Origin of the sequence: Bradyrhizobium sp. AUGA SZCCT0177, assembly GCF_018130125.1 — a bacterium.
Classification (GTDB): Bacteria; Pseudomonadota; Alphaproteobacteria; order Rhizobiales; family Xanthobacteraceae; genus Bradyrhizobium.
In genome coordinates this window covers 256,987-282,121 of the sequence record NZ_JAFCMA010000006.1, presented here as the reverse complement: position 1 = coordinate 282,121, position 25,135 = coordinate 256,987, and the positions used below count along the sequence as shown (strand labels likewise).

The window sequence follows — 25,135 nt, the reverse complement described above, 5'->3', positions numbered from 1 at the left end:
CGCCTTGTCGTCTTCGCCAATGCCGTAATCAGGTCCGGACAGCCTTGGAAAGGCGCTAACGCCTCTTGACAGCTAACACGGTAGATCCCGGCTCAAGGCCGGGACGACGGGTTGAGAGAGCCGGGACGACGGGTTGAGAGAGCCGGGAAGACGCGGAGTTATGAACCTACTTCCCCCACACCTCGTTGGCGACATCGACCGCGAGCTTCAGCTTGGCCCACTGCTCTTCCTCGGACAGGATGTTGCCTTCCTCGGTCGAGGCGAAGCCGCATTGCGGCGATACCGCGAGCTGCTCAAGCGGCGCGAATTTTGCGGCCTCCAACAGCCGGCGCTTGATTTCTTCCTTGTTCTCGAGCTCGCCGAACTTCGAGGTGATGACGCCGACCACGACCACCTTGTTGCCCTTCGGCAGATAACGCAGCGGCTCGAAGCCGCCGGCGCGGTCGGAATCATATTCCAGGAAATAGCCGTCGTAATTGGTGCCGGCCAGCATGGTCTCCGCGACCGGCTCGTAGCCGCCGGAGGAAATCCAGGTCGAACGGAAATTGCCGCGGCAGACATGCGTGGTGACGATCATGTCGGCCGGCCGCTCGGCCAGCGCGTAGTTGATGACGCGGGCATAGATCTCCTGCAGGCCGTCGGGATTGTCGCCGCGTTCGCGCGCCTTCTGCAACTCGTCCGGCGAGCACAGATAGGCCCACACGGTGTCGTCGAACTGCAGATAGCGGCAGCCGGCGTCGTAGAACGCCTTCACCGCCTTGCGGTAGGTCTTGCCGAGATCCTCGAAGAAGGTTTCCAGATCGGGATAGACGTCCTTGGAGATCGCCTTGCGGCCGCCGCGGAAATGCAACACCGCGGGCGACGGGATCGTCATCTTCGCGGTGACATGCGCGGTGTCGCAATGCTTCTTCAGGAACTTGAAGTGATCGAGCATCGGATGGTTGTCGGGGAAGTCGAGCTTGCCGATGACGCGGATGGCGTCATGCCGGGTCTGGACGCCGGCGAACTGGATGCCCTGATCAGGGTGGTACAATTCGCAGCCGGTCAAATGGCTCAGAAAATCGAAATGCCACCAGGAGCGGCGGAACTCGCCGTCGGTCGCGAGCTTGAGGCCGAGCGAGGCCTGCTTGTGCACGACCTTTTCGATTTCCATGTCCTCGGCCTTGCGCAGGTCCTCGGCCGTGATCTCACCCTTCTCCAGTTTTGCGCGCGCCTCCTTGATGCGCTGCGGCCGCAACAGGCTGCCGACCTCGTCGGCACGGAACGGGGCTTTGGTTCGCTGCATGGTCTTACTCCCAAAGAAAGAAATCTAATGTGCGGCGCCGGCGACGCCGAGATAGCGTTCGAGCACCGCGGGATCGGCCTTCAACGCGCTGGAAGCCGCATCATGCACGATCGCGCCGCGTTCCAATATCACAACCCGATCGGCCAACCCCAGAATCTTTTGGGCATTCTGCTCGACAATAATCGAGCAGATGCCCCCGGCGCGGGTAATGGTGCCGAGCGCCCGCAGCAGCTCCTCGACGATGATGGGCGCCAGCCCCTCGGTCGGCTCGTCCAGCAGCAGCACCTTCGGATTGAGCGTCAGCGCCCGGCCGATCGCCAGCATCTGCTGCTCGCCGCCGGAGAGCTGGTTGCCGAAATTACTGCGGCGTTCCTTCAGCCGCGGAAACATTTCGTAAACCCTGTCGACGGTCCATGGGCCGGGCTGGGCCACGGCGGTCATGTTCTCTTCCACCGTCAGCGAGCGGAAGATGTTGCGCTCCTGCGGCACCCAGCCGATCCCGGCCCGCGCCCGCTGGTCCGGCCGCATCGGCGTGATATCCACCCCGCCAAGCGCGACGGTGCCGCCGAAACGGCGCGTGATCCCGACGATCGAGTTGATCAGCGTCGTCTTGCCGGTGCCGTTGCGGCCGAGCAGCGCCAGCACCTGGCCTTCGCCCAGTGTCAGCGACATGCCGGGCAACACCACCGCCTCACCGTAGCCGGCGCGCAGGCCGTTGATGGCTAGAAGATCAGACATCGGCAGCCTCGCCGAGATAGACCGCCTTGACCTGGGGATCGCGTGCCACCTCGTCCGGCGGACCCTCGACCAGCATGGCGCCGTTGACCAGCACCGAAATCCGGTCGGCGAACGAAAACACCAGATCCATGTCGTGCTCGATCAGAAGGACCGTAACGTCGCGCGGCAGGGCTGCGACCGCCGCCAGAATATCGTGGCGCTCGCTCTCGGGCACGCCGGCGGCGGGCTCGTCGAGCAACAGCACCCGCGGCTTGGTCGCGATCGCGACCGCGATCTCGAGCAGACGCTGCTTGCCGTAGGGCAGCGTCGCGGTGAGCTCGTTCATGACGTCGAGCAGGTGAAAGCGCGACAGCGTCTCGGCGACCTCCTGGTTGACGTCGTCGCGCGTCCCCATCCGCCGCCACCAGTCGCCGCCGCGGCCGAGCCGTTCGGACACCGCAAGCCCGATGGTCTCCAGCGGCGTCAGATCGGCATAGAGCTGGTTGATCTGGAAGGTGCGCGACAGGCCGCGCAGCACCCGCTTGTGCACAGGCAGATCGGTGATGTCGCTGCCTTCGAGCAGGATGCGCCCGGCATTTGGCTGCAGCACGCCGGTGAGCAGGTTGATGACCGTGGTCTTGCCGGCGCCGTTCGGCCCGATCAGGGCATGACGGGCGCCCTGCTCGACCCGCAGCGACAGATCGCGCGTGACCCGCAGGCCGCCGAATGATTTTTCCAGTCCTTTGGTTTCCAGCGCGATCGTCATGGCGCGTCACTTTCGGGAACGGCCACGACGGCTTTGCGTCCGGCGATTTTCCGGATCACGAGATTGGGCAGCCACAGCGCCCAGCGATGCATGCGGTCACGGCCGACCAGCACGATCACGACCAGCACGAGGCCGATCCAGAACAGCCAGTATTGCGGCGTGATGGTGGAGAAGAATTCCTGCAGCATCTTGAACACGACCGCGCCGATCAGGCCGCCATAAAGATAGCCGGTGCCGCCGAGCACGAGCACCAGCATCAGATCGGCCGATTTCTCGAACGCGAACACGTCGAGCGAGGCCAGCGCCGTGGTCTGGGTGAACAGCGCGCCGGCAATGCCGGCGTAGAACGCGGCCAGCGTATAGATCGCGATCAGGCGGCGGTTGACCGGCACGCCGATGGCGGACGCCCGCAGCGGATTGTTCTTGATCGCGCGCAGCGACAGGCCGAATGGCGAGTTCACCACCCGGCGCGCGAGCAGGAACAGCAGGAACAGCACGATCAGCGAATAGAAGAAGCCGGTCTTGCCGAACATGTCGAAGGCGAACAGGCCAAGGATCGGCGCCATCTCGATGCCCTGCAGGCCGTCGGTGCCGCCAGTGATGTTGGAGAAACGCTCACCCAGCGCCTCCAGCAGCAACGCGATCCCGAGCGTCACCATCAACCGCGTCAGGTCGACGCCGCGGATCACCAGGAAACTGGTGAGAAAGCCGAGCACCATGGCGACGAGGCCGGCCGCGACCAATGCAATCACCGGTTCGGTGATGATGCCATGGAGCGCCAGCAGCCCGGCGCAATAGGCGCCGACGCCGAAGAAAGCGGCATGGCCGAGCGACACGATACCGGCATAGCCAAGGATCAGATCGAGCGACAGCGCGAACAGTGCCAGCCGCAGGATGTCCGTCATGATCAGATAGCGCGACGGAAACAGGAATGCGCAGGCCAGCACCAGAACCCAGAACGCGATTTCGCCTCCGCGCCAGCGGGAGCGAGCCATGGCATGAGACGAGACTTCGGGAAGCGCGTTCATATCGGCTCACCGCGCCGCGGTGCGGCCGAACAGACCGTTCGGGCGCCAGATCAGGATCACGATCATGATGGTGTAGATGACGAATGGACCCATCTTGGGCACGTAATATTTGCCGGCGACGTCGCCGATGCCGAGCAGCAGCGAAGCCAGAAACGGCCCGGTGATGCTGGAGGAGCCACCGACGGTGACCACGATCAAAAAGTAGATCATGAACTTGAGCGGAAAATACGGATCGAGGCCGAGAATTTCGGCGCTGAGCGCGCCGCCCAGACCGGCAAGCCCGCAACCGAAGGCGAAGGTAAAGGCAAACACCTGCGGCACGTTGATGCCGAGGCCGCTGGCGGCACGGGGATCATCGACCGCCGCGCGCAAACGGCTGCCAAACCGGGTTTTCGCCAGGATCAATTGCAGCCCAACCGTGAGCAGGCCGCAGATCACGATGATCATCAGCCGGTAGCGGCCGATGCCGACGCCGAAGAAATCGAACTGGCCCTCGAGCGCCGCCGGCAGCTTGATGAAGATGCGCGACGATCCCATGATGTAATCGACCGCCGCCACCGACATGAAGGTGAGGCCGATCGTGAACAGCACCTGGTCGAGATGGCTTCGTGTGTAGAGATGGCGGTAGAGCGTGCGCTCCAGCGCCACGCCGATCACGGCGCTGACGACGAAGGCGAGCGGCAGCGCCGCAAAGAACGGCCAGCCGGAATTGTTGACCAGAACGGCGCAAACGTAGCCGCCGGTCATCGCGAACGCGCCATGGGCGAGATTGACGAAGTTCATCAGCCCCAGCGTCACGGCCAGCCCGCAGGCCAGCACGAACAGCAGCATGCCGTAGGCGACGCCGTCGAACAGGATGGTGAAGAGCGTGGTCATGAGATGGGCTTAGCCGAGATTAGCGACACGAAAGTAATTACACCGTCATGGCCGGGCTTGTCCCGGCCATCCACGTCTTCCTTTCGCTCGCCGAAGAAAGACGTGGATGCCCGGCACAAGGCCGGGCATGACGCAGAGCGAGAGCGGACGCGCGCCCCACGATGCGCAATTGCGCATCGGAGGATGACGCCGAAGCCGGCGTCACTTCTTCGTCTTGCCGGAATCCTTGACCGCCTCGAAGGTCGCGAATTCGACGTTGTAGAGTTCACCGTCGACCTTCTCTACCTTGCGGATGTAGATGTTCTGCACGATGTCGCGGGTTTCCGGATCGATCGAGATCGGGCCGCGTGGGCTCTCCCACTTCATGCCCTTCATCGCCTCGATCAGCCCATCGCCGTCGGTCTTGCCGCCGGTCTTCTTCAGCGCCTCATAGATAAGATGGATGCCGTCATAGCCGCCCACCGCCATGAAGCCCGGGCGCTGGTTATAGGCCTTCTTGTAGGCTGCGACGAAATCCTTGTTCATCGCCGACGGATGCGCGGCGGAATACAGATGCGCGGTGACGGTGCCGAGCGCCGCATCGCCCATGCCGTTGAGCAGATCGTCATCCATCACGTCGCCGGGGCCGATCACCTTGATGCCCGCCTTGTCGAGGCCGCGCTCGGCATATTGCTTCATGAAGTTGCCGCCCTGCCCTGCCGGCACGAACACGAACACGGCATCCGGCTTGGCATCCTTCATGCGCTGCAGGAACGGCGCGAAGTCCGGATTTTGCAGGGGCACCTTGACCTCTTCGACGATCTCGCCGCCGCCGGCGGTGAAGTTCTGCTTGAAGAAGTTCAGCGCATCGTTGCCGGGCGCGTAGTCGGAGGTCAGCGTCGCGACCTTCTTGATGCCGTTCTTGGCGGCCCAATCACCGATGATCGTCGACGATTGCGCCAGCGTAAAGCTGGTGCGCACGATATAGGGCGAACGCTCGGTGATGATCGAGGTGCCCGCCGCCATCACGATTTCCGGGACCTTGGCCTGGGTCGCCAGCGGCGCCGCGGCAAGGGCTGCCGGCGTCACGCCGAAGCCGGCGATGAAACTGACCTTGTCGTTGACGATCAACTCCTGGGCGAGGCGCTTGGTGTTGTCGGGGACCGCGCCGTCATCCTTCAGAATGACCTCAATCTTCCTGCCGGCGACGGTGTCGCCCTTCTGCTGCATGTAGAGTTTGACGGCGTTGTCGATCTGCTTGCCGGTCGAGGCCTGCCCGCCGGTCATCGGCAGGATCAGGCCGATCTTGACGGCGTCCTGCGCCTTGGCGGGTATAACAGCCAGCACACCGGCGACGGCGCCTGCAGCCAGCAGCAATTGACGACGAATAGACATGAATTTTCTCCCCCTGATCGGTCTTGTGCCTTGAGCCGAGTCCCCGGCCCTTGCCTCACCATAACCCAAATTTTCGGCCGGGTAGCGCCACGACATGGCGTCTCACCGCGGCTTGTTGTCAATCGGACGAAGGGCGCGTTTCCTTGGACGGGCACGTTCCCCGGCGGCGTCCCTGCGTCAGGTCGCTGGCAGTATTATAACACCGTCCCCGCTTCGAGACCCACCGGCCGGCCCGACCGTCTTCGACCTTCGTTCCATTTGTACATTTGTACAAATAAAATGTTGGTGTCAACAAATAAGGGCAAGTCCTGCCCTGCCGTAAGGCGGCCTCAAATCCATCATCCTTAAAGGTCTAAGTTGTAACCTGCCGCCCATGTCGATCCCAGCCCGCCATATCCTTGTCCTCGTTGCCGTCGCGTTCGCGGCCTGCTCCCTGAGCGGCTGCGGGACCATCAACGAAAAAATTTCGGCCGGGGTCAGCGACGCCATTCCGGCCTGGGCCGGAGGCGTGCCGGCGGACGCGCCACCGCGGCCGGGCACCGCGAAGTACGACGAGTTCATGAGGGAACGCGAACGGAAACGCCTGCAGCCCGCCGCAGAACGCGGCGAGGAAGCAAAGCCTGCTTCATCCTCGCAGGACACAATTCGCTAACGAGACGATAAATACCATCTGCGAACCTTGGCAACAATGATGGCGTGATCCCTTCAGTTCGAAGCCCGAACGGCGTAGGGTGGCACGGCATTTCGACGCCCACGGCATCGATGTCCATTTCAATGTGGTATCAGCCCGAATGGGTGCGGGACCGCTCTAACAGCAGATCAAACGATGTGAGTTGCATGGCTTTCGCAACGACTACCGCGCGCCCGCGCTTGTTATACGTGGTAAACGAAGACTTCGCGTTTTTGCTCAACCGGCTGCCGATGGCGAGAGCTGCGCGCGCCGCAGGCTATGAAGTGCACGTGGCTACGCGCGTCGATAAAGGCGCAGCCGCCATAGAAGCAGAGGGCTTCACGCTTCATCGGATCCCATTCCGCCGAGGCGGATTATCTCCATTTGCTGCAGTACCGACCATCGCTGCGCTTCGACGGCTTGAAAGCAAGATCAGGCCGCAGATCGTTCATCACTCCGGTTTGCAATGCTGCGTGTATGGATCGATTGCAGCATTGGGAAGAAGAATCCCGCTTGTTAACGCAATCACCGGCCTAGGCTACATCTTTACCTCGGTGACTTGGCGAACACGGCTTCTGAAACGAAGCATGGCTACTCTCCTTCCATGGCTCTTCAACAGGGAGCAAAGCGTTGTTCTCGTCCAGAATCCCGACGATCTGTCCGCTCTCGAAAGCCTTGGAATAGAGCACGGTCGAACTGTCCTGATCCCCGGATCCGGCGTCGACACTGATGTGTTGCAGCCACTGCCGGAGCCGAGTGGCCCAATTACGATGGGGTTCGCCGGGCGCTTGTTAACCGACAAAGGAATTCGGGCGCTGGTAGCCGCCCACGGCATCTTGCGAGAACAAGGTCACGATATAAACCTGATCATTGCCGGTAATCCCGATCCAGCCAACCCCGCCTCGGTCCAGGTTGAAGAAGCGCAGGAATGGAGCCAGCGGCCGGGAATCACCTGGCTTGGGCACATCGACGATATCGTCTCGCTTTGGCAGCGTTGCCATTTTGCCGTCTTGCCGTCGCATCGAGAAGGCCTGCCGATGAGCCTGCTGGAAGCGGCAGCCTGCGGCAGAGCGATGATTGCTACCGACGCTCCCGGCTGCCGCGAAGTTGTCATCCATGATCAGACCGGCGTCCTGGTGCCTATCGAGGATCCGTTGGCACTTGCTGCGGCGATCCTTGGCCTGGCGAACTCGTCCCAGCTTCGCGACCGTTACGGACAAGCTGCGAGAAAGCTCGTCGTCGAAAAGCTGTCAGCCAAAATCATCGGGGCCTCAGTCGTCGAACTCTACGACGGGCTCACGCGAAATCGGCACCAGCATCGGGCGCCAGACGGATCGATACTGCCGATTCCCCAGGTGCAGAGCGCTGGGAAAATCCTGCTCGTTTCCCAGCATTATGCCCCGTTTCCGAGTACGACCTCGGCCTACATGACTGAGATCGCCGAGGAGTTGGCTCGCGACTGCGACGTCACCGTTCTGTCGGGCTCGCCCGGCTCCAACTCGAAGGCGCCCCCGAAGTCATCCTTCCCCACAATTATTGAGATAAAGAGCTGGTGGCCAGGAAAATCAGCGCTGGTTTCGAGATCGCTTGCCGCAGTCCTGTTCGCATTACAGGTGTTCTTTGCCATCCTGAAGCACGCCCGCCGCGAGGACGCCATCCTTTGCGTTACGACGCCTTTCACAGTTCCGTACGCCGTAACTGTAGCAGCGAGGCTCCGCAAAATCCCCGCGGCACTTATTATTCATGACTTCTATCCGGACACGCTTGTCATGGCCGGTATTCTGCATCCCCGCTCCATAGTAACAAAAATCATGCGTTGGGCGAACTCTGTCTTGTTCAAATGGCTCGACGCTGTCGTCACCATCGGGCGCGATATGAATGTGCTGTTGATGGCCTATCCACGCATGCAGCCAAGCAAGATCGTCTTTATCCCGAATTGGCCAACGCTTCCTATTCAACATCGAGTTGTCACCGAAAATTCCTTTCGTATCCGCTGCGGAAGCAAATTTCTGGTGGCCATGTCTGGAAACGCGGGATTCACTCACGACCCCAACTCCGTGTTCGAAGCTGCTCGAATACTGGAACACAATACGGACATTCACTTCCTGTTTTCGGGCGAGGGCGTCGGCTGGACCACATTGAAGAAAAGGCAGGCGGCGACCCCCCTGCGTAACGTCACTTTGATTGAGCGCGTACCCGAAGCGGAGCTGGAAGAATTCTTGTCGGCTGCCGACATTTGGATAATCCCGTATCGTAAAAACAATACCGGCGTGTCTGTACCAAGCCGGATCTACAATCTGCTCGCTGTGGGACGACCAGTTATAATCTGCTCCGAGCCAGATGCGGAGGCTGCTCTTCTCGTGCAGGAACATGACTTGGGCTGGGTGGTACAACCCGAAGATCCTGCCGCAATTGCTCGTACCGTCGAGTTTGCAGCTTCGGCCGCCGGCAATACCCAAGAGAAGGGTCGGCGGGCGACCGAGATTGCCCGTAGCTATGCACGACCAACCGCGTTGAACTCATACCGGCAACTGATGCATCGGCTTCTGAACAAAGACGCTGCTGTGTCCGATGACAGATGAGATCGCTCGCAGCTCGGGACAAATCAGGGAACGCTAACGCCCCCGAAGGCATGACTTTTAGCTGTTGACTCTCGTAGAGGTTTATTCCTTATCCAGAGAGTGCGCTCCAATCAGCCATTCGAAACTTTTCACTCCAAGGCACGCTTGTTATGACTAAAGGTCTGGTTTTGGTAACGGGCGGGAACGGATACGTGGGCCGGGAGTTGGTGCGCCAGCTGATCGCCCAGCGAGATTGCGAAGTTCACGTATTGGACAATATGGCCAGCGGTGAACATCGTCTGGCGCAAATGGACGAGCAAGCTTTCGTACTGCACCGGCAGGATATCCGGGATGCGGATGCGGTTTCGGAATTGCTCAAGAAGATACAGCCGTCGATAATCTATCATTTGGCTGCAGTTCATTTCATTCCAGCATGCGAAGCCGAACCCGGGAATGCGGTCGCAATCAACGTGGCGGGAACCGTCAATCTGCTGAACGCAACCCCGGCCGGGACCAAGTTCGTCTTCGCTTCATCGGCCGCCGTCTACCGACCATTGCCCGACGCGCATCTGGAACGCGACGAAGACCTCGGCCCGGTCGATGTCTACGGCTACACAAAATTGCACGGCGAGCATTTTGTCAGGCATTACCACAACCAAAACAAGGTCCGCGGCATCATCGTCAGACTTTTCAACGTCGTCGGGCCCGGTGAGACCAACCCGCATCTGGTGCCCGCGATCATCAGCCAGCTAGCTTCCGGTAATCGCCAACTCGCGCTGGGAAACCTGTTTCCGCACCGGGACTATATCGACGTCAGCGACGTTGCTTATGGATTCCGCGCGCTCGCCAGGCACGATGCTTTCGAGGACGGCCCGCTGATTTCGAATCTTGGCACTGGCAACACACACTCCGTGGGTGACGTCGTCGCGACGATCGGAACAGCGGCCGGAGTGACGCTCGACATTCAACAGGACCCGCTTCGTATGCGCGCTGTCGATCGTCCGATGCTGAAGGCGTCAACCCAGAAACTGAAACAAATTACCGGCTGGACACCGTCTATTTCACTTGCCGAAAGCATGCATCGCGCATGGACAAATCGGATGGAGGATGGACTAACGTGACGGCCACCAAGCTGCGCGTTGGCGCGGTCGTCATCACACCACCGACATTCAAGGCAAGCGGAGGGGTATCGGCGGCGATCCAATTGACCGAGAGAATCGCAAAGCAGATCGACAGCACGCTGTTGCTGATGGCCGAGGAAAACGGCGAAACCGTCGAGAACGGTCTGCGCATCGTTCGTCAAAAGGCGGCAAATCACCTTCTGCCCCTGCGGCGCGTCCTGCCGCGGCAAGCCGTCACTCTCGCATGGCGTGCGAATCTCAAGCCATGGCTTCGCGAGGGAAAGTTCGATGTGGTTCATTTTCACAATCCGCATCCACCGGGTGCGCTCAAGGCCGCGGCGCGGGCCTGCGACGAGCTAAAAATCCCCTACGTTATTTCAACGCACGGGTTCATCGAATTCAATGAATTCTCACAAGGCTTTGGTGCCCCTGCCTGGCAAAAGCCCTTGCTGGAATTGCTGGTGCGTCGGCCGGTGGTACACGTGGCGCAGAACGCAGCGAGAGTCCTGATGCTCTCGCCCCAGGAGGAACCCATTCTATCCGGCATGGGGGTCCATCCTCGCAATCTTCGCGTCGTATCCAATGGCGTGGACCCCTACTTCACGATTCCTGTTTCAGAGGCCGAGCGGCAACGACTGGTCGCACGCTTCGCTCTTCCGACGGACCGTCCACTCATGCTGTATGTGGGTAACCACACGGCAAACAAGGGCCTGGACGTACTGCTGAGGGCCCTGCCCCTGATGCGCGAAAAGGCTCTGGCTGTTGTCGCCGGTGCTATCCGCTCGCAGAAGGAGCATGCGCAGCTGCTTGCTGACAACGGCATGCCTGCCGGCAGTGAAAAGATTCTATTCACCGATTTCATCACCCGCGAAGAATTGCGCGCCCTCTATCAGAGCGTCGACTTGTTCGTCTTTCCCTCGCGCGCCGATACGTTGCCACTTGTCATTCTGGAAGCCATGGCCAGCGGCCTGCCGGTCGTTTCGACCTTGATTGGCGGAATTCCATTCGAAGTTTCCGCCGACACAGGGATCTTGATGAAGCCCGGCGATCCCGCGGCACTCGCTTCGGCGCTGGACCGGCTGTGTGCCGACCAACCGCTCCGCAAGGCGATGGGCGATGCCGGACGCGCACGTGTCACTCAGCTCTTCAACTGGGAGAGATCGGCAGAACAGGCCGTGGCCATCTACGACGATGTCGTTTCCAACAAGACGTCGCAATAGTTCTTAATGAGAGATGGCCGACATTGGCTTCATTGCCCCGGCTTGTATCCCACAAACGAATAGAGTCGACCGGGCCGGTTGTCGAATTGTTCGGCGATCAACAGCATGAACCTGAATATGCGGTCATGACTCAGGAGCGCCCGGCAGCCCGGGAGGGGAAGCTTGGCCGAAAGCCGTGAGACTACAGCCGATCGCAAGCTGTCAATGGTGTAAGGAAACAAGTTGATCGGGCTTGTAAGGGGCGGAAGTATCTCGAGCGGCTCAAAGCCGGCAGCGCGCAACGCGCCAACGTACCGATCAAGACGAAAGGCGTTCTCACCGCCATAGAGCCGATGCAGCGGATGCTGGTCCAGGAACTTCTGAAGGTCGGAATCACGGCTAATGACGTGTTCGCGGGCGGCAACCGCAATGCCACCCGGTTTCAGCACGCGATAGATTTCACGGCATGCAGCTTCCAGATTGGTCGTGTGATGAAGCACCGCTCGCGCAAACACCACATCGAAGCTCGCATCAGCAAACGGCAGCCGCTCGGAAACTTCCTCGACGATGTCAATGGCAATTCCGGCATCGCGTGCGAGCATGCGTATCGCCGCGGCGCCAACAATCTTGCTCGGGTCGGGCTCAAGCGCCGTGACTGCGAAACCATCACGGGCCAGTGCGTAGCTGGCGATACCACGGCCAGCTCCGATATCGAGCGCTCGGCCACGACGACCATGCAAAATTTTGGAGACGGCGCGCCACTCTTCCGATGCATGGTAACGCGCCGCGGCATCCACCAATGGGTCATCGTAGTATGCGTCGCGCGCAACTTGCTGCTGCTCGGGTTGATTTCGAAACCAGACGACCGCCTCTTCCCAGGACGACAGCTTGGGATCAGCGTTCATCGGGCGATAGCTCCCTGACAACGACCGCGGGGTTTCCCGCTGCGATCGAGAACGCCGGCACATCCCTGGTGACGACCGCTCCGGCCGCGACGATCGCACCTTGCCCGACGGTGACGCCGCGCAGCACAAAGGCCCCCGCGCCTATCCACGCGTCGTCGTGAATCGTGACAGGCTGCTCGCCCAACTCCAGCTTACGCGGATGGCCACGCTCGAATATTTCCCTGGCCTGCTGGTGTCGTTGCGAGGCTTGCAGCGGATGCGTGAGGTTATCGAATATGTTGACGGAATGGGAAATCAAGACGCGATGTCCGATTTCGATCGATGCCGCGGACCAAATGCGGGTTCCGTCTCCCACATAGCACCAATCGCCCAGCACAATTCTTCCCCCGTGCCCGAACGTCATCAGCTCGCCGCGCACAAACGTATCGCTGCCGATCAGAATACGATCGGAGTCGCCGGCGGCATTTTTGATCCGTGCCGCTTGACTGAGGCGCGACCTGGCACCGACCCTGCAGGTTGCACGCCCCAGGATCTGCTGGGCTAGACGATGAAGGTTCATGTAGTTCAACTGCGCTATTGGCCGGGAGTAATTAGCACGATCATAACCGCCCGACGAGATCAACAAAGCTCTTCCATTGCAACGGCTTACTGTAGGCGGCGGTGACCCTTTCGCGACCGAGCGAGGCGATCCTCGACGATCCATCCCAGTCCGCCAGACGCTCCTCGATGACGGTAAACGCTTCCTCGGGCGAGCCATAGGTCGCGATTGTGACGCCAGGTTCCATCGACGCGGGGTACCGGCCGTCATCCGACACCAGCAAGGCACCGCACCCCATGGCCTCGAAGCATCTCATATTGCCGCGATCCGCTCCCGCCATATCGATCGCCCCGTTGAGCACGATCTTGGACCGCCCGATGAGATCGTAGAGCTGCCGTCCGAAGACCGGTGGTCTGGCAATTTTCGATACGGCGCGAGGTCGACGATGCTTCTTCAGGGGCGGCAAAAACCCGAGAGCGGTTTCGGCGAGCTGCGTCAGACGCGATGCGTCAAGACAGAACACCACGTTCCGTCTCTCGGCAAGTGCAGCGACCCGCTCCAGAATGCCCGCACGACGCGAATGGTGTCGGGAGTAACCGCCGACGAACAACACGTCGATAGGTCGATCGCCGCGACCATATTGATCCATCAGCGGATCAATCGCCGGAAAAAACGGCGCAACATTGCAGCCTTTCCGTCGCCAGTCATCAAGAATAGAGGGGAAATTACTGACAACAGCATCATAGGCCGACAGATCGACGCCACCCGACGGCGCAGCGCGCCAGCATACGGCTTTCCTTACACATCCGGGCAGCTTGCGAACAAAGCTGCTGCTGTAGCGGATCGGATCCAGATTGTAGAACACGTCAGCGCGGTGATGTTCGATCTGCGCCAGAAGAATGTCCTCCGGCGCGCTCGCCGATGCCATTCCGTGCTCGCGCGCCCAGTACGTCTGCAGCGTCTTGTCATTGGCATTGGTAAAAAATGCATCGGGCGACCGATCGATGACCGGCTGGAGGAAATGCAATACACCGAACCTGTCGTCCAGGAATACGCGCAGCCGATCGTCGAAGCTAACAGCCCCGGCCGCAAGACCATCAAAATGCTGCAGGTAAGATGGGTAAAGAGCGCTATTCTGAAATAACCGCATTCAAGGGGGTCCACGAAAGGATGCCCTCAGATAGCAAACTGCACACGAATAACAACACTCAACGCGCCTATAGCTCACATACAGCAACCGACCATTGGTGCGACCGCAGTTGACACCCCCATGTGCTGCTGCGAAATAGGCCAGTTTTCGCTTCAGGCGGCGGGTATACGAGACCGGAATAGCGCATGAGCAGCAAGAATACCGTGGGCCACCAGCTCGAAACAGAGTCAATCTATTCCAACGCGGAGTATCTCGCGCACAATCCCACCTGGCATGCCGAGGATTCAGCCTGGAAGGCCGGCAAGATATGCAGCACCCTGCGCAGAAACAATCTCAATCCTTCCCGGATTGCGGAAATCGGCTGCGGCGCGGGCGAGATCTTGGTGCAGCTCAAGGCGCTCCTGCCCGAAAGCACTTTCGTCGGCTATGAGATGTCCGGGCAAGCCTTCGAGCTGGCGCGAAAGCGCGAACGTCCCGGCGTACACTATGCCAACACCAACATGCTGGACGAAAACGTCCACTTCGACGCCCTGCTGTGCATTGATGTGTTCGAGCATGTCGACGACTATATCGGATTCATCAAATCGATCCGCAGCTACGCGGATTACAAGGTTTTTCACATCCCGCTCGATCTATCGGTCTTTGCGGTGGCGCGGAGCGATACGCTGCTGGACGCACGGCGACGCGTGGGACACCTGCACTATTTCACCAAGGAAACTGCGATCGAGACGATCAGGTACTGCGGCTACGAGATAATCGACACCGATTTCACCGCGCGAGCAGTTGAACTTGACAGCAGCAGGTTACGCACCAACCTGATGAAGCTACCGCGCGCGCTGTTATCAAAAGTCTCGCCGGATCTTGCCGCCCGTATTTTGGGAGGCTGGTCGCTGATGGTGTTGGCCAAGTAGACTTACGTGCCAATTCCTGCCGGTTTCGCATCCAGCCTCGAGTTCCTATTCATAATTTTTATTATTCCGACAATGCCCCCCGCGACGAGCGGCGCAAGCAACAATCCTCCCGATAGAAATGCGGTGTTGAGTGCGCTCACGAGCAGCGTGAGAACTCCACCGAAGGCCGCAGCCATCATCGCAATGCCGACCGCGGTTTTACCCTTTACCAGATAGATCAAGTCAATCAGCCGACAGGCAGCGCTCGCCAGCGCACTGAATACGATCACACCGCCATACGAAAAATCGACCCAGGCGTCGGCAATGAAGAGCGCGTTGCTGGTGGCGTCTTTGGTATTGTGCCAAAGCTGCGAAATGATCGTAAACGCAGGGACGTAGTCAAGTCCCATCATCGCTGCCAGCGGCCTGATATTCGCGCCCCAGGTGTGAGGATACTTGGACGGAAAAGCGCCGAACGTCTCGAGAGCCGACTCGCTTGGCACTTCAAATATCCGGTAATACAGAAATCCCAAAGCGCCGAAATTGTCGTAGACGGATATCGTGAGCCTGACGACGACGTACAGGATCAGAATGATTGCAGAAAGGACGACAAGGGCGCTCCGCCAGGTCAGCTTGTTGCGAAACACAAGCAGGCCGGCCACGATCAACTGAACAAGGAAAAACGCAGGAGGCGCCTTGCTCAGGGTCTCGGATTTTCCGATCAAGACCGCAACAAGAAGCAAGCCCGCCACCAATAGCAGACCCCATGAGCGGTTGACCCAGCCCGACAGCAGTCCCCATACGACCAACATCGGGGCCACTGCACCTAACGCAATGCGATAAAAATAGTTTGGGCTCCCCCCGTTGTTCAGACGGAACGCAGCCCTTGCTGCCTCGTCTCCGGTAATGGACAAAAACGATCCAATGGTCCCAAGGTGGCCCTCGCTGAAAGAGATCCAAGCCAGGAACAAAGTCAAACAGACTGCGATCACCAGCAACACCGGAGTCCCGCCGACGCTGTCTCTCAGGGCTTGTGAATTCCAGTCGGCTAATGCGATTTTTAAAGACGCAGCCCGCCCTGGAATCAGGCGGTCAACAATTTCGACCCCGGCAACGACGCCGACGAACATCAAAGCAATCGAGATATTCATCGCAACGATGATTGCGCCGAAATCGGATGAGGCTGACTGAATCATGCTGTACATGACCGATTTGCCCCCCTCCGAGCCGGACAATCGAGCGATCAGCATCGCCTTTTCGCCCGATGACAGCAGGAAGCTGAGATATGCCGGTCCATAAATAAGAAGCAATGAGGCCAGCAACATCGTGGTCGCGGTCAGAAAGAGCCGCAGCCTGGCGCACAGATAGACTGCGGCGCAGCATATCGCCAAGGCTGTAAACACATAGCTTGCCACGAGCATGGTTACCTCGGCCACTGTCGGCGCTGCATCGAGCGCCGGGGAGTCGATGGAACTTCACAACCAGGAAGCAGCGAGCGGGAGTGAAGGGATTAGAAATAATCTTCTCTTTCAAGACGCCATCACGGCAGGCGATCCAGTACCCACTTCATATGGAGATAGGGCCAGATCCGTCCCGCCGACTCCCAATCCCACGACCTGTCACGATTCAGTTTCAAAACTGCTTTCTCGAACGCCGGCTCATCGACCAGTTCCGTGAAGGCCTCAACCTTCTTTGCAAGCAGGGATGCGGTCCAGGAAGAAAGCGGACCGTTCAACCATTCCGGCATCGGCGAATTGAAGCCGATTTTTCGCTTTGCGGTCCGGATTGATTCCGGCATGCAGCCGGCCATGGCTCGACGCGCAATCAACTTCGAGTATCCGTCGGCGTACTTGGCCTCTTCCGGAAGGGCAACCGCATAGGTCACCAGCCGCCAATCCAGAAAAGGCATCCGCACTTCTATCCCGTGCGCCATCGACAGGCGATCGAAGTTGCGCAGGATTGTCGGCAGAACGGTTCCATGGAGCATACGATAGAGCCTGCGATTGAAGGAACCCCACTCGGTCGGCAAACGGTCCTCATCACCAACCACCGCGAACCTCCGTGGAAGCGAGGAAAGCCCGCCCCGCAGAAAAAAATGGCCTCGTCGCTTGAGCAGCGCCGCGCGCGCAAAATCCACCGCGTTTGCCAAAAACGGCCAGCGCTCCATGATTCCAGAAAGAACGTTACGCATCCAAAACGCCGCTGTACCACCCGCCTGCAGATAGCCCCCCATCAATTCATCAGCACCATGGCCATCGAGCGAAACAAGCACTTTTTGGCGACGCAGTTCCCGATAGATCAACCAGACGGCCGTTGGCAGGCCAATGTAGACCTCGTCCATGTCTTCGAGCACGCGATCGAAATCCCGCAAGGCGTCGTCATCACCGATTTGCAGTATCATGGGCTCAACACCGGCCCAGGCCGCGGCTTCCTCGGCCTGTGGCCGTTCGTCGTTGGGAGATCCCGGAAACGACGCGACAAAGGCGTGCCGCCACGCATGATTGCCGCGCGACCCCATCCCCTTCTTCTCGGCTTCGGACATCGTACAAATGATGGCAGAGGAATCGAATCCACCGGACAGGCAAGTGCCAATCGGCACGTCACTGCGCATGCGCAAAGCCACGGCATCTCGAAAAATCTGGCCGAAACGTTCGACCCGCTCAGCCTCGGTGGAAGGTAACTGGGGCAGATGATCCAGCGTACGCCACCAACGCGTAACGCTGGTACGGCCGCCCCTTATCCAAAGATGGTGCCCTCCCTGCAACCGCTTGATTTCCCGGTGCAGGGTCCGCTCGCTTCCTTCAATGCCAAAGGCATCGACCATGATCCGGCGCGCAGCATCTGCATCAATGTCGGTAGGCACCAGTCCGGATCGAACAATGGCGCGCATTTCCGACGCAAACACCAGGCGGCCGTCCGAAATCGAGTAAAGCAATGGTTTGATGCCGAACCGGTCGCGGGCGAGAAAAACGTCGCCGGATACCTTGTCCGCGATCGCCAGGGCCCACATTCCGTTGAAGCGCAGGAGCATGTCCGGTCCCCACGCCTGCCAGGCAGCGAGGATAACTTCCGTATCGGACTCGGTGCGGAACGGGACGCCCGCGGCTTGCAACTCTGCCCGCAATTCTAGGAAATTGTAGACCTCGCCATTGTAGACGATGACAAAACGGCCATCTCCCGAATGCATCGGCTGATCGCCACGGGCGCCGGGGTCAATAATCGCTAAACGCCGATGTCCGAGCGCGATCCGCTTGTCATCGCTGAACCAAAATCCAGCACCGTCGGGACCGCGGTGAGCGATCAGGCCGGTAATTTTCTCGATGGCAGATGGAGCGACAGCTTCGCCGCGCAGATCGACGATACCAGCAATACCGCACATGAATCAGAAGCTCCGGGCGGGAAGAAACCGTGTTACGATGCGATACAGATCCCGCCGGCAAATTGCTCCATAGGGCCCGATGCTGGAAACGGCAATGACCGCCATCAGGATCGCCGCGGCCGAAAGAACGTAATAGCCGGCAACCTCCCACAAAGCGGCACCTTGATCTATCCCATAGTTCGTAATCCAGACTCGCAACAGGATTGCACCGACGACCCCGACTCCAATCGGCATCAGGACAAAATGCAAAACCCGCGACCCGATGTCCGGCAAGGCGAAACTTCGCCGCAGCAGCAGCGTCATGAAAACCATCTGGGCCAGTGCGCCGGCACATGCACTCCAACCCGCCGCCGGCCATCCAAAATAGGGAAGCGCCATCGCACTGGTTCCGAGGGTGAATAGCGCGGTGACCAGCGATATCGCGGCGTTCGCGCGTGTCCTGCCCTTCGCCAGGAGATAGAACGTGAAAACGTTGGTACCGCTGCCAAGGATGCCTGCCAAGGCCAGCACGATCAGCACGCGCTGGCCTTCGGCCGCAACTTCCGGGCCGGTCCATAGGTACAGCACATTACCCGCCACAGGAATAAGAGCTCCGAGCGCGGTTACGGCCAGCACGTTCAGTATCCATGATGCACGAAAAAACAGGTCGCCGACGCGCTCGTCGCTCTCGCCCTGCAATGCACTGAAAAATGGAAACAGAATCTCGCCGATCTTGAGAACACCAATGTAAATCGCTTCCTCCGCACGCAGCGCGATCGAATAGTATCCGACGTTTTGCGGCTGAAGAAACATGCCGAGCAAATAGCGTTCCGCCTGTCCGGCGACCAATCCACCGCCCTGCGCCAGCGCCTGCCATTTGCCGATGTGCAGGAGAGTTAGCAGTGATCTGGAATGCAGCGCTGGAAACGCCACCACATCTGGACATAGCAGCCGCGCCAGCAGCATCGACAGCAGGAGATTGACTGCAAAACCGATCATTTGACAGGCCACGAAAGTCGACGCCTGCGGCCAGTGCGGGATCAATAGAAGCATTGAAAGTGTCGACGCCACGCTGCCTGCGACGCTCACCAGAGCCAGCCGCGCGTAATCTTGATGGGCCGTGAACAGCGCCAGGCACACGCCGGCGATGCACTGGAAAAGCCACCCCACGGCACCGAAAGCGAACGCAGCGAAAAGATCGCCCGCCAGGTCACCGCCCAGATGAAAAACGCGCTGCGCAAAGGCCGGGCCGACGAGCCAAAAAAGGCCCACAAGTGGAATTCCTACCGCCAGGCTGAGAAACAGAGCCGTTGCAAAAAACTGTCGGGTCTCATGGCGCGCTGCCATGGCGAGCGTTCGGGCAAATTCGCGCGTCGACATCATGGCGAGAGAGCCACTGAAAATGAGCGCAGGCGCAATGGTGGCGACGACAAGCCCCGCCATCCCGAAGGATGCAACGCCCAATTTACCGACGACAAACGGCAAGATCAGCAAGTTCAGCCCGATGCTGACGAGGAATGCCATGGCATTCCAGGTCGAATTTGCCAGCAGTCGGGAGCCGCTTTTCATGAGAATTGCGCAGCCATTTCATAATCGATATCGCCTGCACTGCGCAGCACGACTAACCGAAGGCGCGAATGAGATCGACCACGGTCTTCTGTTGCGGCGCCGTGATTTCCGCAAACATCGGCAATGACAAAATCCGGCTTTGAGCCCGATGCGCATTCGGAAACTGCTCTGGACGATGCTCCAATCGTCCATAGGCCTCCAGAAACGGAAGAGCCACCGGGTAGTTGACGGCGGTTTGCACGTTGTTTGCGCTCAGGTGGGCGGCGAGCTTGTCGCGTTCCGGATGCTGGATGGTATAAAGATGATACACATGGGTGCGGTCCGGAGCCACCTGAGGAACAACAACGTCCTCGATCTGATTGAGGCCGGCATCATAAACCGTTGCCGCCGCCTGCCGAGCCTGCGTCCACCGAGTGAGATGTGGCAACTTTGCCGAAAGGATAGCGGCCTGCATGCCGTCGAGACGACTGTTGATGCCCTCGATACGATGCTGATGTTTGACAAGGCCACCGTGTCGCGCCAACATTGCCATTCGTTCGGCAAGATCCGCGCGACCGGTAACAATTGCGCCGGCGTCTCCCATCGCTCCGAGATTTTTCCCGGGATAGAACGAATAGGTCGCAGCGTCCCCAAACGTGCCGACTTGCTGGTCTCGGTATTCGGCCAGATGAGCCTGAGCGCAGTCTTCGATCACCCACAGTTTGTGTCGACGCGCGATCTGCATGATCGCGTCCATGTCGGCCGGCTGACCGTAAAGATGGACCGGAATGATTCCCACCGTCCGCGGCGTAATGGCATTTTCGATCGCGGCCGGATCGATCGTGTAGCTGCCGGCGTCAGTGTCACAAAAGACGACGTTCGCGCCGGCATGCGTAATCATGGCCGATGTGCTGATCCAGGACCACGCGGTCGTAATCACCTCATCGCCGGGCGAAACTCCCAAAGCCCGCATCGCGACGTAAAGAGCGTCCGTTCCGTTCGCGCAAGACACGCAATGGGGGGCGCCGACGGCGGCCGCAAACGCAGTTTCGAAATTGTCGACGTATGGACCACGTATGAAGGAGCTGTCACGAATGACGGCGGCGATCGCGGCATCGATTTCCGACTTGATGCTCTCATATTGCAGATGGAGGTCGGCGTAGGGCACGGCCATGGGATGGAGCCTCATTTCGAACCAGTAGCTGTCAATGGCGCCGAATTAGACGCGCCGGATTTCCGGCGTAGCTTCCGGGCAACGTAATGTCCTTGGTAACGACCGCGCCGGCCCCGATCACAACATTGTCGCAGATTTCAACCGGAAGAATTGACGCCCCCGACCCGATCGAGACGTGATTTCCGATTTTCGTGTGGCGCCACAACTCTTTGCGGCCTCGCGCCGGGCCACCCGTCGAAAACGTGTCGTTGATGAACATCACCCCATGACCAATGAAGCAATCGTCGCCGATCGTGACAAGCTCGCAAACAAACGCATGGGACTGAACGCGCGTTCGCGATCCAATCCGTACCGATTTCTGGATTTCGGTGAACGGGCCGATAAAGCAATCGTCGCCAATTTCGCAACCGTAAAGATTGCACGGCTCGACGATGATGACACGAGCACCGAATACCACGTCACGCATGCCCACCTGTCGGATTTCGGGCTCGTTCATGGCAGTTCGCCGAGACGGCATAATTGCGGGGCAAACTTTAAAGAGACTTCCTTGCCGGTCTCGATGGATTCATACAACGCAGATATCAATTCAAGGCTCTTTCGACCCTGAAGGCCATCGACAAGCGCGGGACCCTGATCGTTGAGGCATTTGACGACATGTTCGTAATAGGCCTGGTGGCCGAAACCATAGACGTTTGGCGGATTAACCGAGAACCTTTCGACAACCTCTCTGTCTGAATCAAGCTCCTTTGAGAACTGCCAGTGCCGGATCTTGTTGACGGCAAACCCGGCAATCTCAACTGCTCCCCCTTCACCGAGTATTGACAACGAGCCTTCGAGATCCGTTGGCCTGACTGCCGTTGTCGCCTCGATGATTCCGAGCGCACCGTTCTTGAACTTGAGCGTCGCCACTGCAGTGTCTTCGGCTTCGATGTTCACCAGCGCGGTTGCTGCCCGGGCGTGTACGCTGACCACGTCGCCGAAGAACCACTCGAGCATATCAACATGGTGACTTGCCTGGTTGGCCAGAACGCCTCCATCATAGGCCCAGGTTCCACGCCATTTATCCTGATCATAATAGGCCTGATCACGACACCAGCGCACCCTTACGGTTCCCAGGATCAACCGTCCGAAGCGACCGGCCTCGAGCGCTTCGCGCGCCTTGATCACGGGGACATTGAACCGGTTCTGCTTCACGACGAAAAGCTTGACGGCAGCAGCATCGCAGGCGTTCATCATGACATCGGCGTCTTCGAGCCGGAGCGCCATCGGCTTTTCGACGATGACATGCTTGCCGGCCTTGGCCGCGGCAATGGCGTGAGCCGGATGCATCCCGCTGGGCGTCAACACCGAAACCGCCTGCATGTCCTTGTGGTTCAGAAATTCATCAATGCTGTAGAACGCCGGCACGCCAAACCGCGAGGCGATCGTGTCGGCCCGCTCGCGCACGACGTCGCAGACTGCAACCAATTTGGCCCCAGCGATATGGCCGCCGCCAAGAAGATCAGCGTGACGCTTTGCGATACGTCCGCACCCCAGCAAGCCAAATTTGATCACTGATCACCCAATTTGCGGTTCGCCACGAAGAGCTTTCGAAGTCAATTCGGGACTACTCGATCCCGTGCGACACGGGTATCGCAAAATCAACTTGCCCACCCCGCCGAACCATTTTCATCGGATAGCCGAAGCAGCTATGTTTTTCAACAGCTTGCATCGCTTTGAGGCTCCTGGTTACCAGTATTGCGGGTCAGGCCAAGCGCGACCGCACTGACGTCAATGGTGAAGCACCTGCGACGCAGGGCGCCCTTGGACACCTACCGACGCGCAATGGGGCAACGGTCTCATTATACCACATCGCACCGCTGTACGAAGCGCTCCTTTCAACACCCTTAAGTTGCATTGTCGATAACACTCCTATCGCGCACGTGATTTCAAGCCTGGATCGCTCCTTCCGCCCTATGCCGCGAAATGTGACCGGTCTATACCGGCTGAAGAGCGGAACAACGGAGATAACTCTCGACCATCGACCGGTCGCGGGTGCTTGAATTCTGGGAGCGGTATGATTTGCTAGGATTGGATGAACCAGCTGAACACAACAAAACTGAGACGAAGAGTCTGGTTATAGGAGCTACCGGCCTTGTCGGCGGCTACATCGTTGAACGCCTGGTCCGCAGCGGTCAACGACCCCTTGCCTTGTCAAGGGCACCGCAAGATGGGACGGGGATCGATTGGTTTTTGGGTGACCTTGAAAAACCTGAAGCTTTCAAATTTCCACCATTTACGACCCTGTTTTGCACGGCGAGTGCTGCGCTGTTGTCCAGCGCTCTGCCATATCTATTGAATCCTTCCCTGAAGCGAATTGTTGTCTTCACCTCGACAAGCGTCCTTACAAAAATTGATAGCGAGATTGCTTCCGAACGAGCAACCTTGACCAGGCTAGCCGAAGCGGAGCGAAACATCGAAAGTATCTGCTCACAGGCCGGCATTGAATGGACCATATTGCGGCCGACACTCATCTATGCCGAAGGACGGGATCGCAATATTACGCCACTATCGCGGCTTATTCGGAAATTTGGCTTTATGCCTCTCGTCGGGGGAGCGCAGGGTTTGCGGCAGCCTGTGCATGCGGAGGACTTGGCCATCGGAGCGGTCTCCGCAGCATTCAGTCAAGCCGCTGCAAACAAGATATACTCGTTGCCCGGCGGCGAAACCCTCACCTACCGCGAGATGATCGGTCGAATTTTTGACGGGATGAAGTTGCCGCGACGGACACTCTCAATACCACCAGTCTTGTGGCGAGCAGGATTTGTCGTCGCCAAGCCATTGTTCCCAAGCGCTAACGCCGCAATGGGCATCCGGATGATGAAGGATATGGCCTTCGATTCAACGCCTGCGGTACGCGACTTCGGATGGAAGCCAAGAAATTTCTTTCCGACCTTCGACTAGGGTCGACTAGAGCCTTTTCCGTTCCGATGGAATCGGAACGGGGCTCTAGATTCTTGATTTGACGCATTTTCTTGACGCGAACCGGTGTCCACTTCGCTGGAAAACGCTCTAGCCGGATAGCTCGCTCATCAGTCGCCAAATACCACTGTCTTCCGGCCGTTGAGGATCACACGATCTTCGAGGTGATGGCGTATCGCGCGGGCCAGCACGCGGCGCTCGATATCGCGGCCCTTGCGCGAGAGATCTTCCGGAGTATCGCGGTGGCTGATGCGCTCGACGTCCTGGTCGATGATCGGGCCTTCATCGAGGTCGCGCGTCACATAGTGTGCGGTCGCGCCGATCAGTTTGACGCCGCGCTCATGCGCCTGGTGATAGGGCCGAGCGCCTTTGAAGCCCGGCAGGAACGAGTGGTGGATATTGATGCAGCGGCCCGAAAGCGCTTCTGACATCTCGTCCGAGAGAATCTGCATATAGCGCGCCAGCACCACGAGGTCGGTGCCGCTGTCCTGCACCAGTTTCAGGACCGCCTGTTCCTGCTCGCGCTTGGTCTCCTTGGTGACCGGCAGATAGTGGAACGGGATCTTGCCGAAATCGAGATTGTCATAGGTCTCACGCGGATGATTGGAGACGATCGCGGTCGGGATCATCTCAAGTTCGCCGGTGCGCCACCGATAGAGGATATCGACCAGGCAATGATCCGATTTGGAAGCCAGCAACATCACCCGGCGGCGGCTGGCGCGATCGCGCATCTGCCAGTCCATGCCAAAGCGGTCGGCGATCGCGGTAAAGCCGGTCTGCAACGCCGCCAGTTCGACCGCGAGGTCCGCGGCGGTGAACACCACCCGCATGAAGAATTTTTTGGTTTCGATATCGTCGAACTGCTGGGCGTCCAGAATGTTCTGTCCGTTATGGGCGAGAAAGGTCGACACCGCGGAGACGATGCCGGGGCGGTCGGGGCAGGACAGGGTCAGGACGAACTGATGGTCGGGCATGGCGCGGGCTTGATTACAATTCTGGCAGAGACGTGGAACG

The 25,135-nt window shown here is 59.2% G+C and carries 22 protein-coding genes and 1 pseudogene; 7 read left to right on the top strand and 16 right to left on the bottom strand.

What is annotated here, in order from left to right:
- Positions 1 to 166: 166 nt before the first annotated feature.
- The 6 genes from JQ597_RS09895 to JQ597_RS09870 all read right to left on the bottom strand — a co-directional run bounded on the left by JQ597_RS09895 (position 167) and on the right by JQ597_RS09870 (position 6,046).
- Complete coding sequence (locus JQ597_RS09895) at positions 167 to 1,285, bottom strand: cobalamin-independent methionine synthase II family protein (RefSeq protein WP_212263992.1); 1,119 nt, start codon at positions 1,283 to 1,285, stop codon at positions 167 to 169.
- Positions 1,286 to 1,309: 24 nt separating this feature from the next.
- Positions 1,310 to 2,023 (bottom strand): ABC transporter ATP-binding protein, encoded by a 714-nt coding sequence (locus tag JQ597_RS09890; RefSeq protein WP_212263991.1) that lies wholly within the window; start codon positions 2,021 to 2,023, stop codon positions 1,310 to 1,312.
- Positions 2,016 to 2,768 (bottom strand): ABC transporter ATP-binding protein, encoded by a 753-nt coding sequence (locus JQ597_RS09885; protein WP_212263990.1) that lies wholly within the window; start codon positions 2,766 to 2,768, stop codon positions 2,016 to 2,018. Before JQ597_RS09885 ends, JQ597_RS09890 begins: the two co-directional genes overlap by 8 nt.
- The gene (locus tag JQ597_RS09880) at positions 2,765 to 3,796 is read right to left on the bottom strand and encodes a branched-chain amino acid ABC transporter permease (RefSeq protein ID WP_212263989.1); all 1,032 of its coding nucleotides are present in this window, start codon (positions 3,794 to 3,796) and stop codon (positions 2,765 to 2,767) included. The genes JQ597_RS09885 and JQ597_RS09880 overlap by 4 nt, the downstream gene beginning before the upstream one ends.
- A 6-nt stretch (positions 3,797 to 3,802) precedes the next feature.
- Positions 3,803 to 4,672: a branched-chain amino acid ABC transporter permease gene (locus tag JQ597_RS09875; protein WP_212263988.1), complete on the bottom strand. Its 870-nt coding sequence runs from the start codon at positions 4,670 to 4,672 to the stop codon at positions 3,803 to 3,805.
- 201 nt (positions 4,673 to 4,873) lie between these two features.
- On the bottom strand, positions 4,874 to 6,046 hold the full coding sequence (locus tag JQ597_RS09870; protein WP_212263987.1) for an ABC transporter substrate-binding protein: 1,173 nt from the start codon (positions 6,044 to 6,046) through the stop codon (positions 4,874 to 4,876).
- A 373-nt stretch (positions 6,047 to 6,419) separates the two neighbouring features.
- On the opposite strand from JQ597_RS09870, the gene JQ597_RS09865 reads away from it, so the two are divergent.
- From JQ597_RS09865 to JQ597_RS09845, 5 genes and pseudogenes are all read left to right on the top strand, one after another.
- Positions 6,420 to 6,698 (top strand): hypothetical protein, encoded by a 279-nt coding sequence (locus JQ597_RS09865; RefSeq protein WP_212263986.1) that lies wholly within the window; start codon positions 6,420 to 6,422, stop codon positions 6,696 to 6,698.
- 185 nt (positions 6,699 to 6,883) lie between these two features.
- Positions 6,884 to 8,017 (top strand): annotated as a pseudogene (locus JQ597_RS09860) (glycosyltransferase family 4 protein); the annotation flags it as partial.
- A 126-nt stretch (positions 8,018 to 8,143) separates the two neighbouring features.
- Complete coding sequence (locus tag JQ597_RS09855; protein WP_212264013.1) at positions 8,144 to 9,298, top strand: glycosyltransferase family 4 protein; 1,155 nt, start codon at positions 8,144 to 8,146, stop codon at positions 9,296 to 9,298.
- A 149-nt stretch (positions 9,299 to 9,447) separates the two neighbouring features.
- Positions 9,448 to 10,398, top strand: coding sequence for an NAD-dependent epimerase/dehydratase family protein (locus tag JQ597_RS09850; protein ID WP_212263985.1), 951 nt, complete (start codon positions 9,448 to 9,450; stop codon positions 10,396 to 10,398).
- Positions 10,395 to 11,618 carry a glycosyltransferase family 4 protein gene (locus tag JQ597_RS09845; RefSeq protein ID WP_212263984.1) on the top strand — a complete coding sequence of 408 codons (1,224 nt, stop codon included), beginning with the start codon at positions 10,395 to 10,397 and terminating at the stop codon, positions 11,616 to 11,618. The genes JQ597_RS09850 and JQ597_RS09845 overlap by 4 nt, the downstream gene beginning before the upstream one ends.
- A 29-nt stretch (positions 11,619 to 11,647) precedes the next feature.
- On the opposite strand, the gene JQ597_RS09840 is transcribed toward JQ597_RS09845, so the two are convergent.
- The 3 genes from JQ597_RS09840 to JQ597_RS09830 are packed head-to-tail and all read right to left on the bottom strand — an operon-like array spanning position 11,648 to position 14,190.
- Positions 11,648 to 12,502 (bottom strand): class I SAM-dependent methyltransferase, encoded by an 855-nt coding sequence (locus JQ597_RS09840; protein ID WP_212263983.1) that lies wholly within the window; start codon positions 12,500 to 12,502, stop codon positions 11,648 to 11,650.
- Entirely contained in the window at positions 12,492 to 13,061 is a 570-nt protein-coding gene (locus JQ597_RS09835) for an acyltransferase (protein ID WP_212264012.1), read from the bottom strand. Before JQ597_RS09835 ends, JQ597_RS09840 begins: the two co-directional genes overlap by 11 nt.
- 40 nt (positions 13,062 to 13,101) lie before the next feature.
- Positions 13,102 to 14,190 (bottom strand): glycosyltransferase family protein, encoded by a 1,089-nt coding sequence (locus JQ597_RS09830; RefSeq protein WP_212263982.1) that lies wholly within the window; start codon positions 14,188 to 14,190, stop codon positions 13,102 to 13,104.
- 185 nt (positions 14,191 to 14,375) lie between these two features.
- Here JQ597_RS09830 and JQ597_RS09825 point away from each other — a divergent pair, with 185 nt between their 5' ends.
- Positions 14,376 to 15,101 carry a class I SAM-dependent methyltransferase gene (locus JQ597_RS09825; protein WP_212263981.1) on the top strand — a complete coding sequence of 242 codons (726 nt, stop codon included), beginning with the start codon at positions 14,376 to 14,378 and terminating at the stop codon, positions 15,099 to 15,101.
- A 2-nt stretch (positions 15,102 to 15,103) separates the two neighbouring features.
- Here the strand turns inward: JQ597_RS09825 and JQ597_RS09820 are convergent, their stop codons facing one another.
- From JQ597_RS09820 to JQ597_RS09795, 6 genes are all read right to left on the bottom strand, one after another.
- Positions 15,104 to 16,516: a hypothetical protein gene (locus tag JQ597_RS09820; protein WP_212263980.1), complete on the bottom strand. Its 1,413-nt coding sequence runs from the start codon at positions 16,514 to 16,516 to the stop codon at positions 15,104 to 15,106.
- Positions 16,517 to 16,620: 104 nt separating this feature from the next.
- Entirely contained in the window at positions 16,621 to 18,459 is a 1,839-nt protein-coding gene (asnB, locus tag JQ597_RS09815) for an asparagine synthase (glutamine-hydrolyzing) (protein WP_212263979.1), read from the bottom strand.
- Between the two features lie 3 nt (positions 18,460 to 18,462).
- Entirely contained in the window at positions 18,463 to 20,007 is a 1,545-nt protein-coding gene (locus tag JQ597_RS09810) for a lipopolysaccharide biosynthesis protein (protein WP_212263978.1), read from the bottom strand.
- Between the two features lie 52 nt (positions 20,008 to 20,059).
- Positions 20,060 to 21,160: a DegT/DnrJ/EryC1/StrS family aminotransferase gene (locus tag JQ597_RS09805; protein ID WP_212263977.1), complete on the bottom strand. Its 1,101-nt coding sequence runs from the start codon at positions 21,158 to 21,160 to the stop codon at positions 20,060 to 20,062.
- A gap of 31 nt (positions 21,161 to 21,191) precedes the next feature.
- Complete coding sequence (locus tag JQ597_RS09800) at positions 21,192 to 21,656, bottom strand: acyltransferase (protein WP_212263976.1); 465 nt, start codon at positions 21,654 to 21,656, stop codon at positions 21,192 to 21,194.
- Positions 21,653 to 22,714, bottom strand: a complete 1,062-nt coding sequence (locus tag JQ597_RS09795) for a Gfo/Idh/MocA family protein (protein ID WP_212263975.1) — start codon at positions 22,712 to 22,714, stop codon at positions 21,653 to 21,655. The genes JQ597_RS09800 and JQ597_RS09795 overlap by 4 nt, the downstream gene beginning before the upstream one ends.
- Positions 22,715 to 23,194: 480 nt before the next feature.
- Here JQ597_RS09795 and JQ597_RS09790 point away from each other — a divergent pair, with 480 nt between their 5' ends.
- Positions 23,195 to 24,103 carry an SDR family oxidoreductase gene (locus JQ597_RS09790; RefSeq protein WP_312011086.1) on the top strand — a complete coding sequence of 303 codons (909 nt, stop codon included), beginning with the start codon at positions 23,195 to 23,197 and terminating at the stop codon, positions 24,101 to 24,103.
- A gap of 128 nt (positions 24,104 to 24,231) precedes the next feature.
- Here the strand turns inward: JQ597_RS09790 and purU are convergent, their stop codons facing one another.
- The gene (purU, locus tag JQ597_RS09785; protein WP_212263974.1) at positions 24,232 to 25,095 is read right to left on the bottom strand and encodes a formyltetrahydrofolate deformylase; all 864 of its coding nucleotides are present in this window, start codon (positions 25,093 to 25,095) and stop codon (positions 24,232 to 24,234) included.
- Positions 25,096 to 25,135 lie beyond the last annotated feature (40 nt).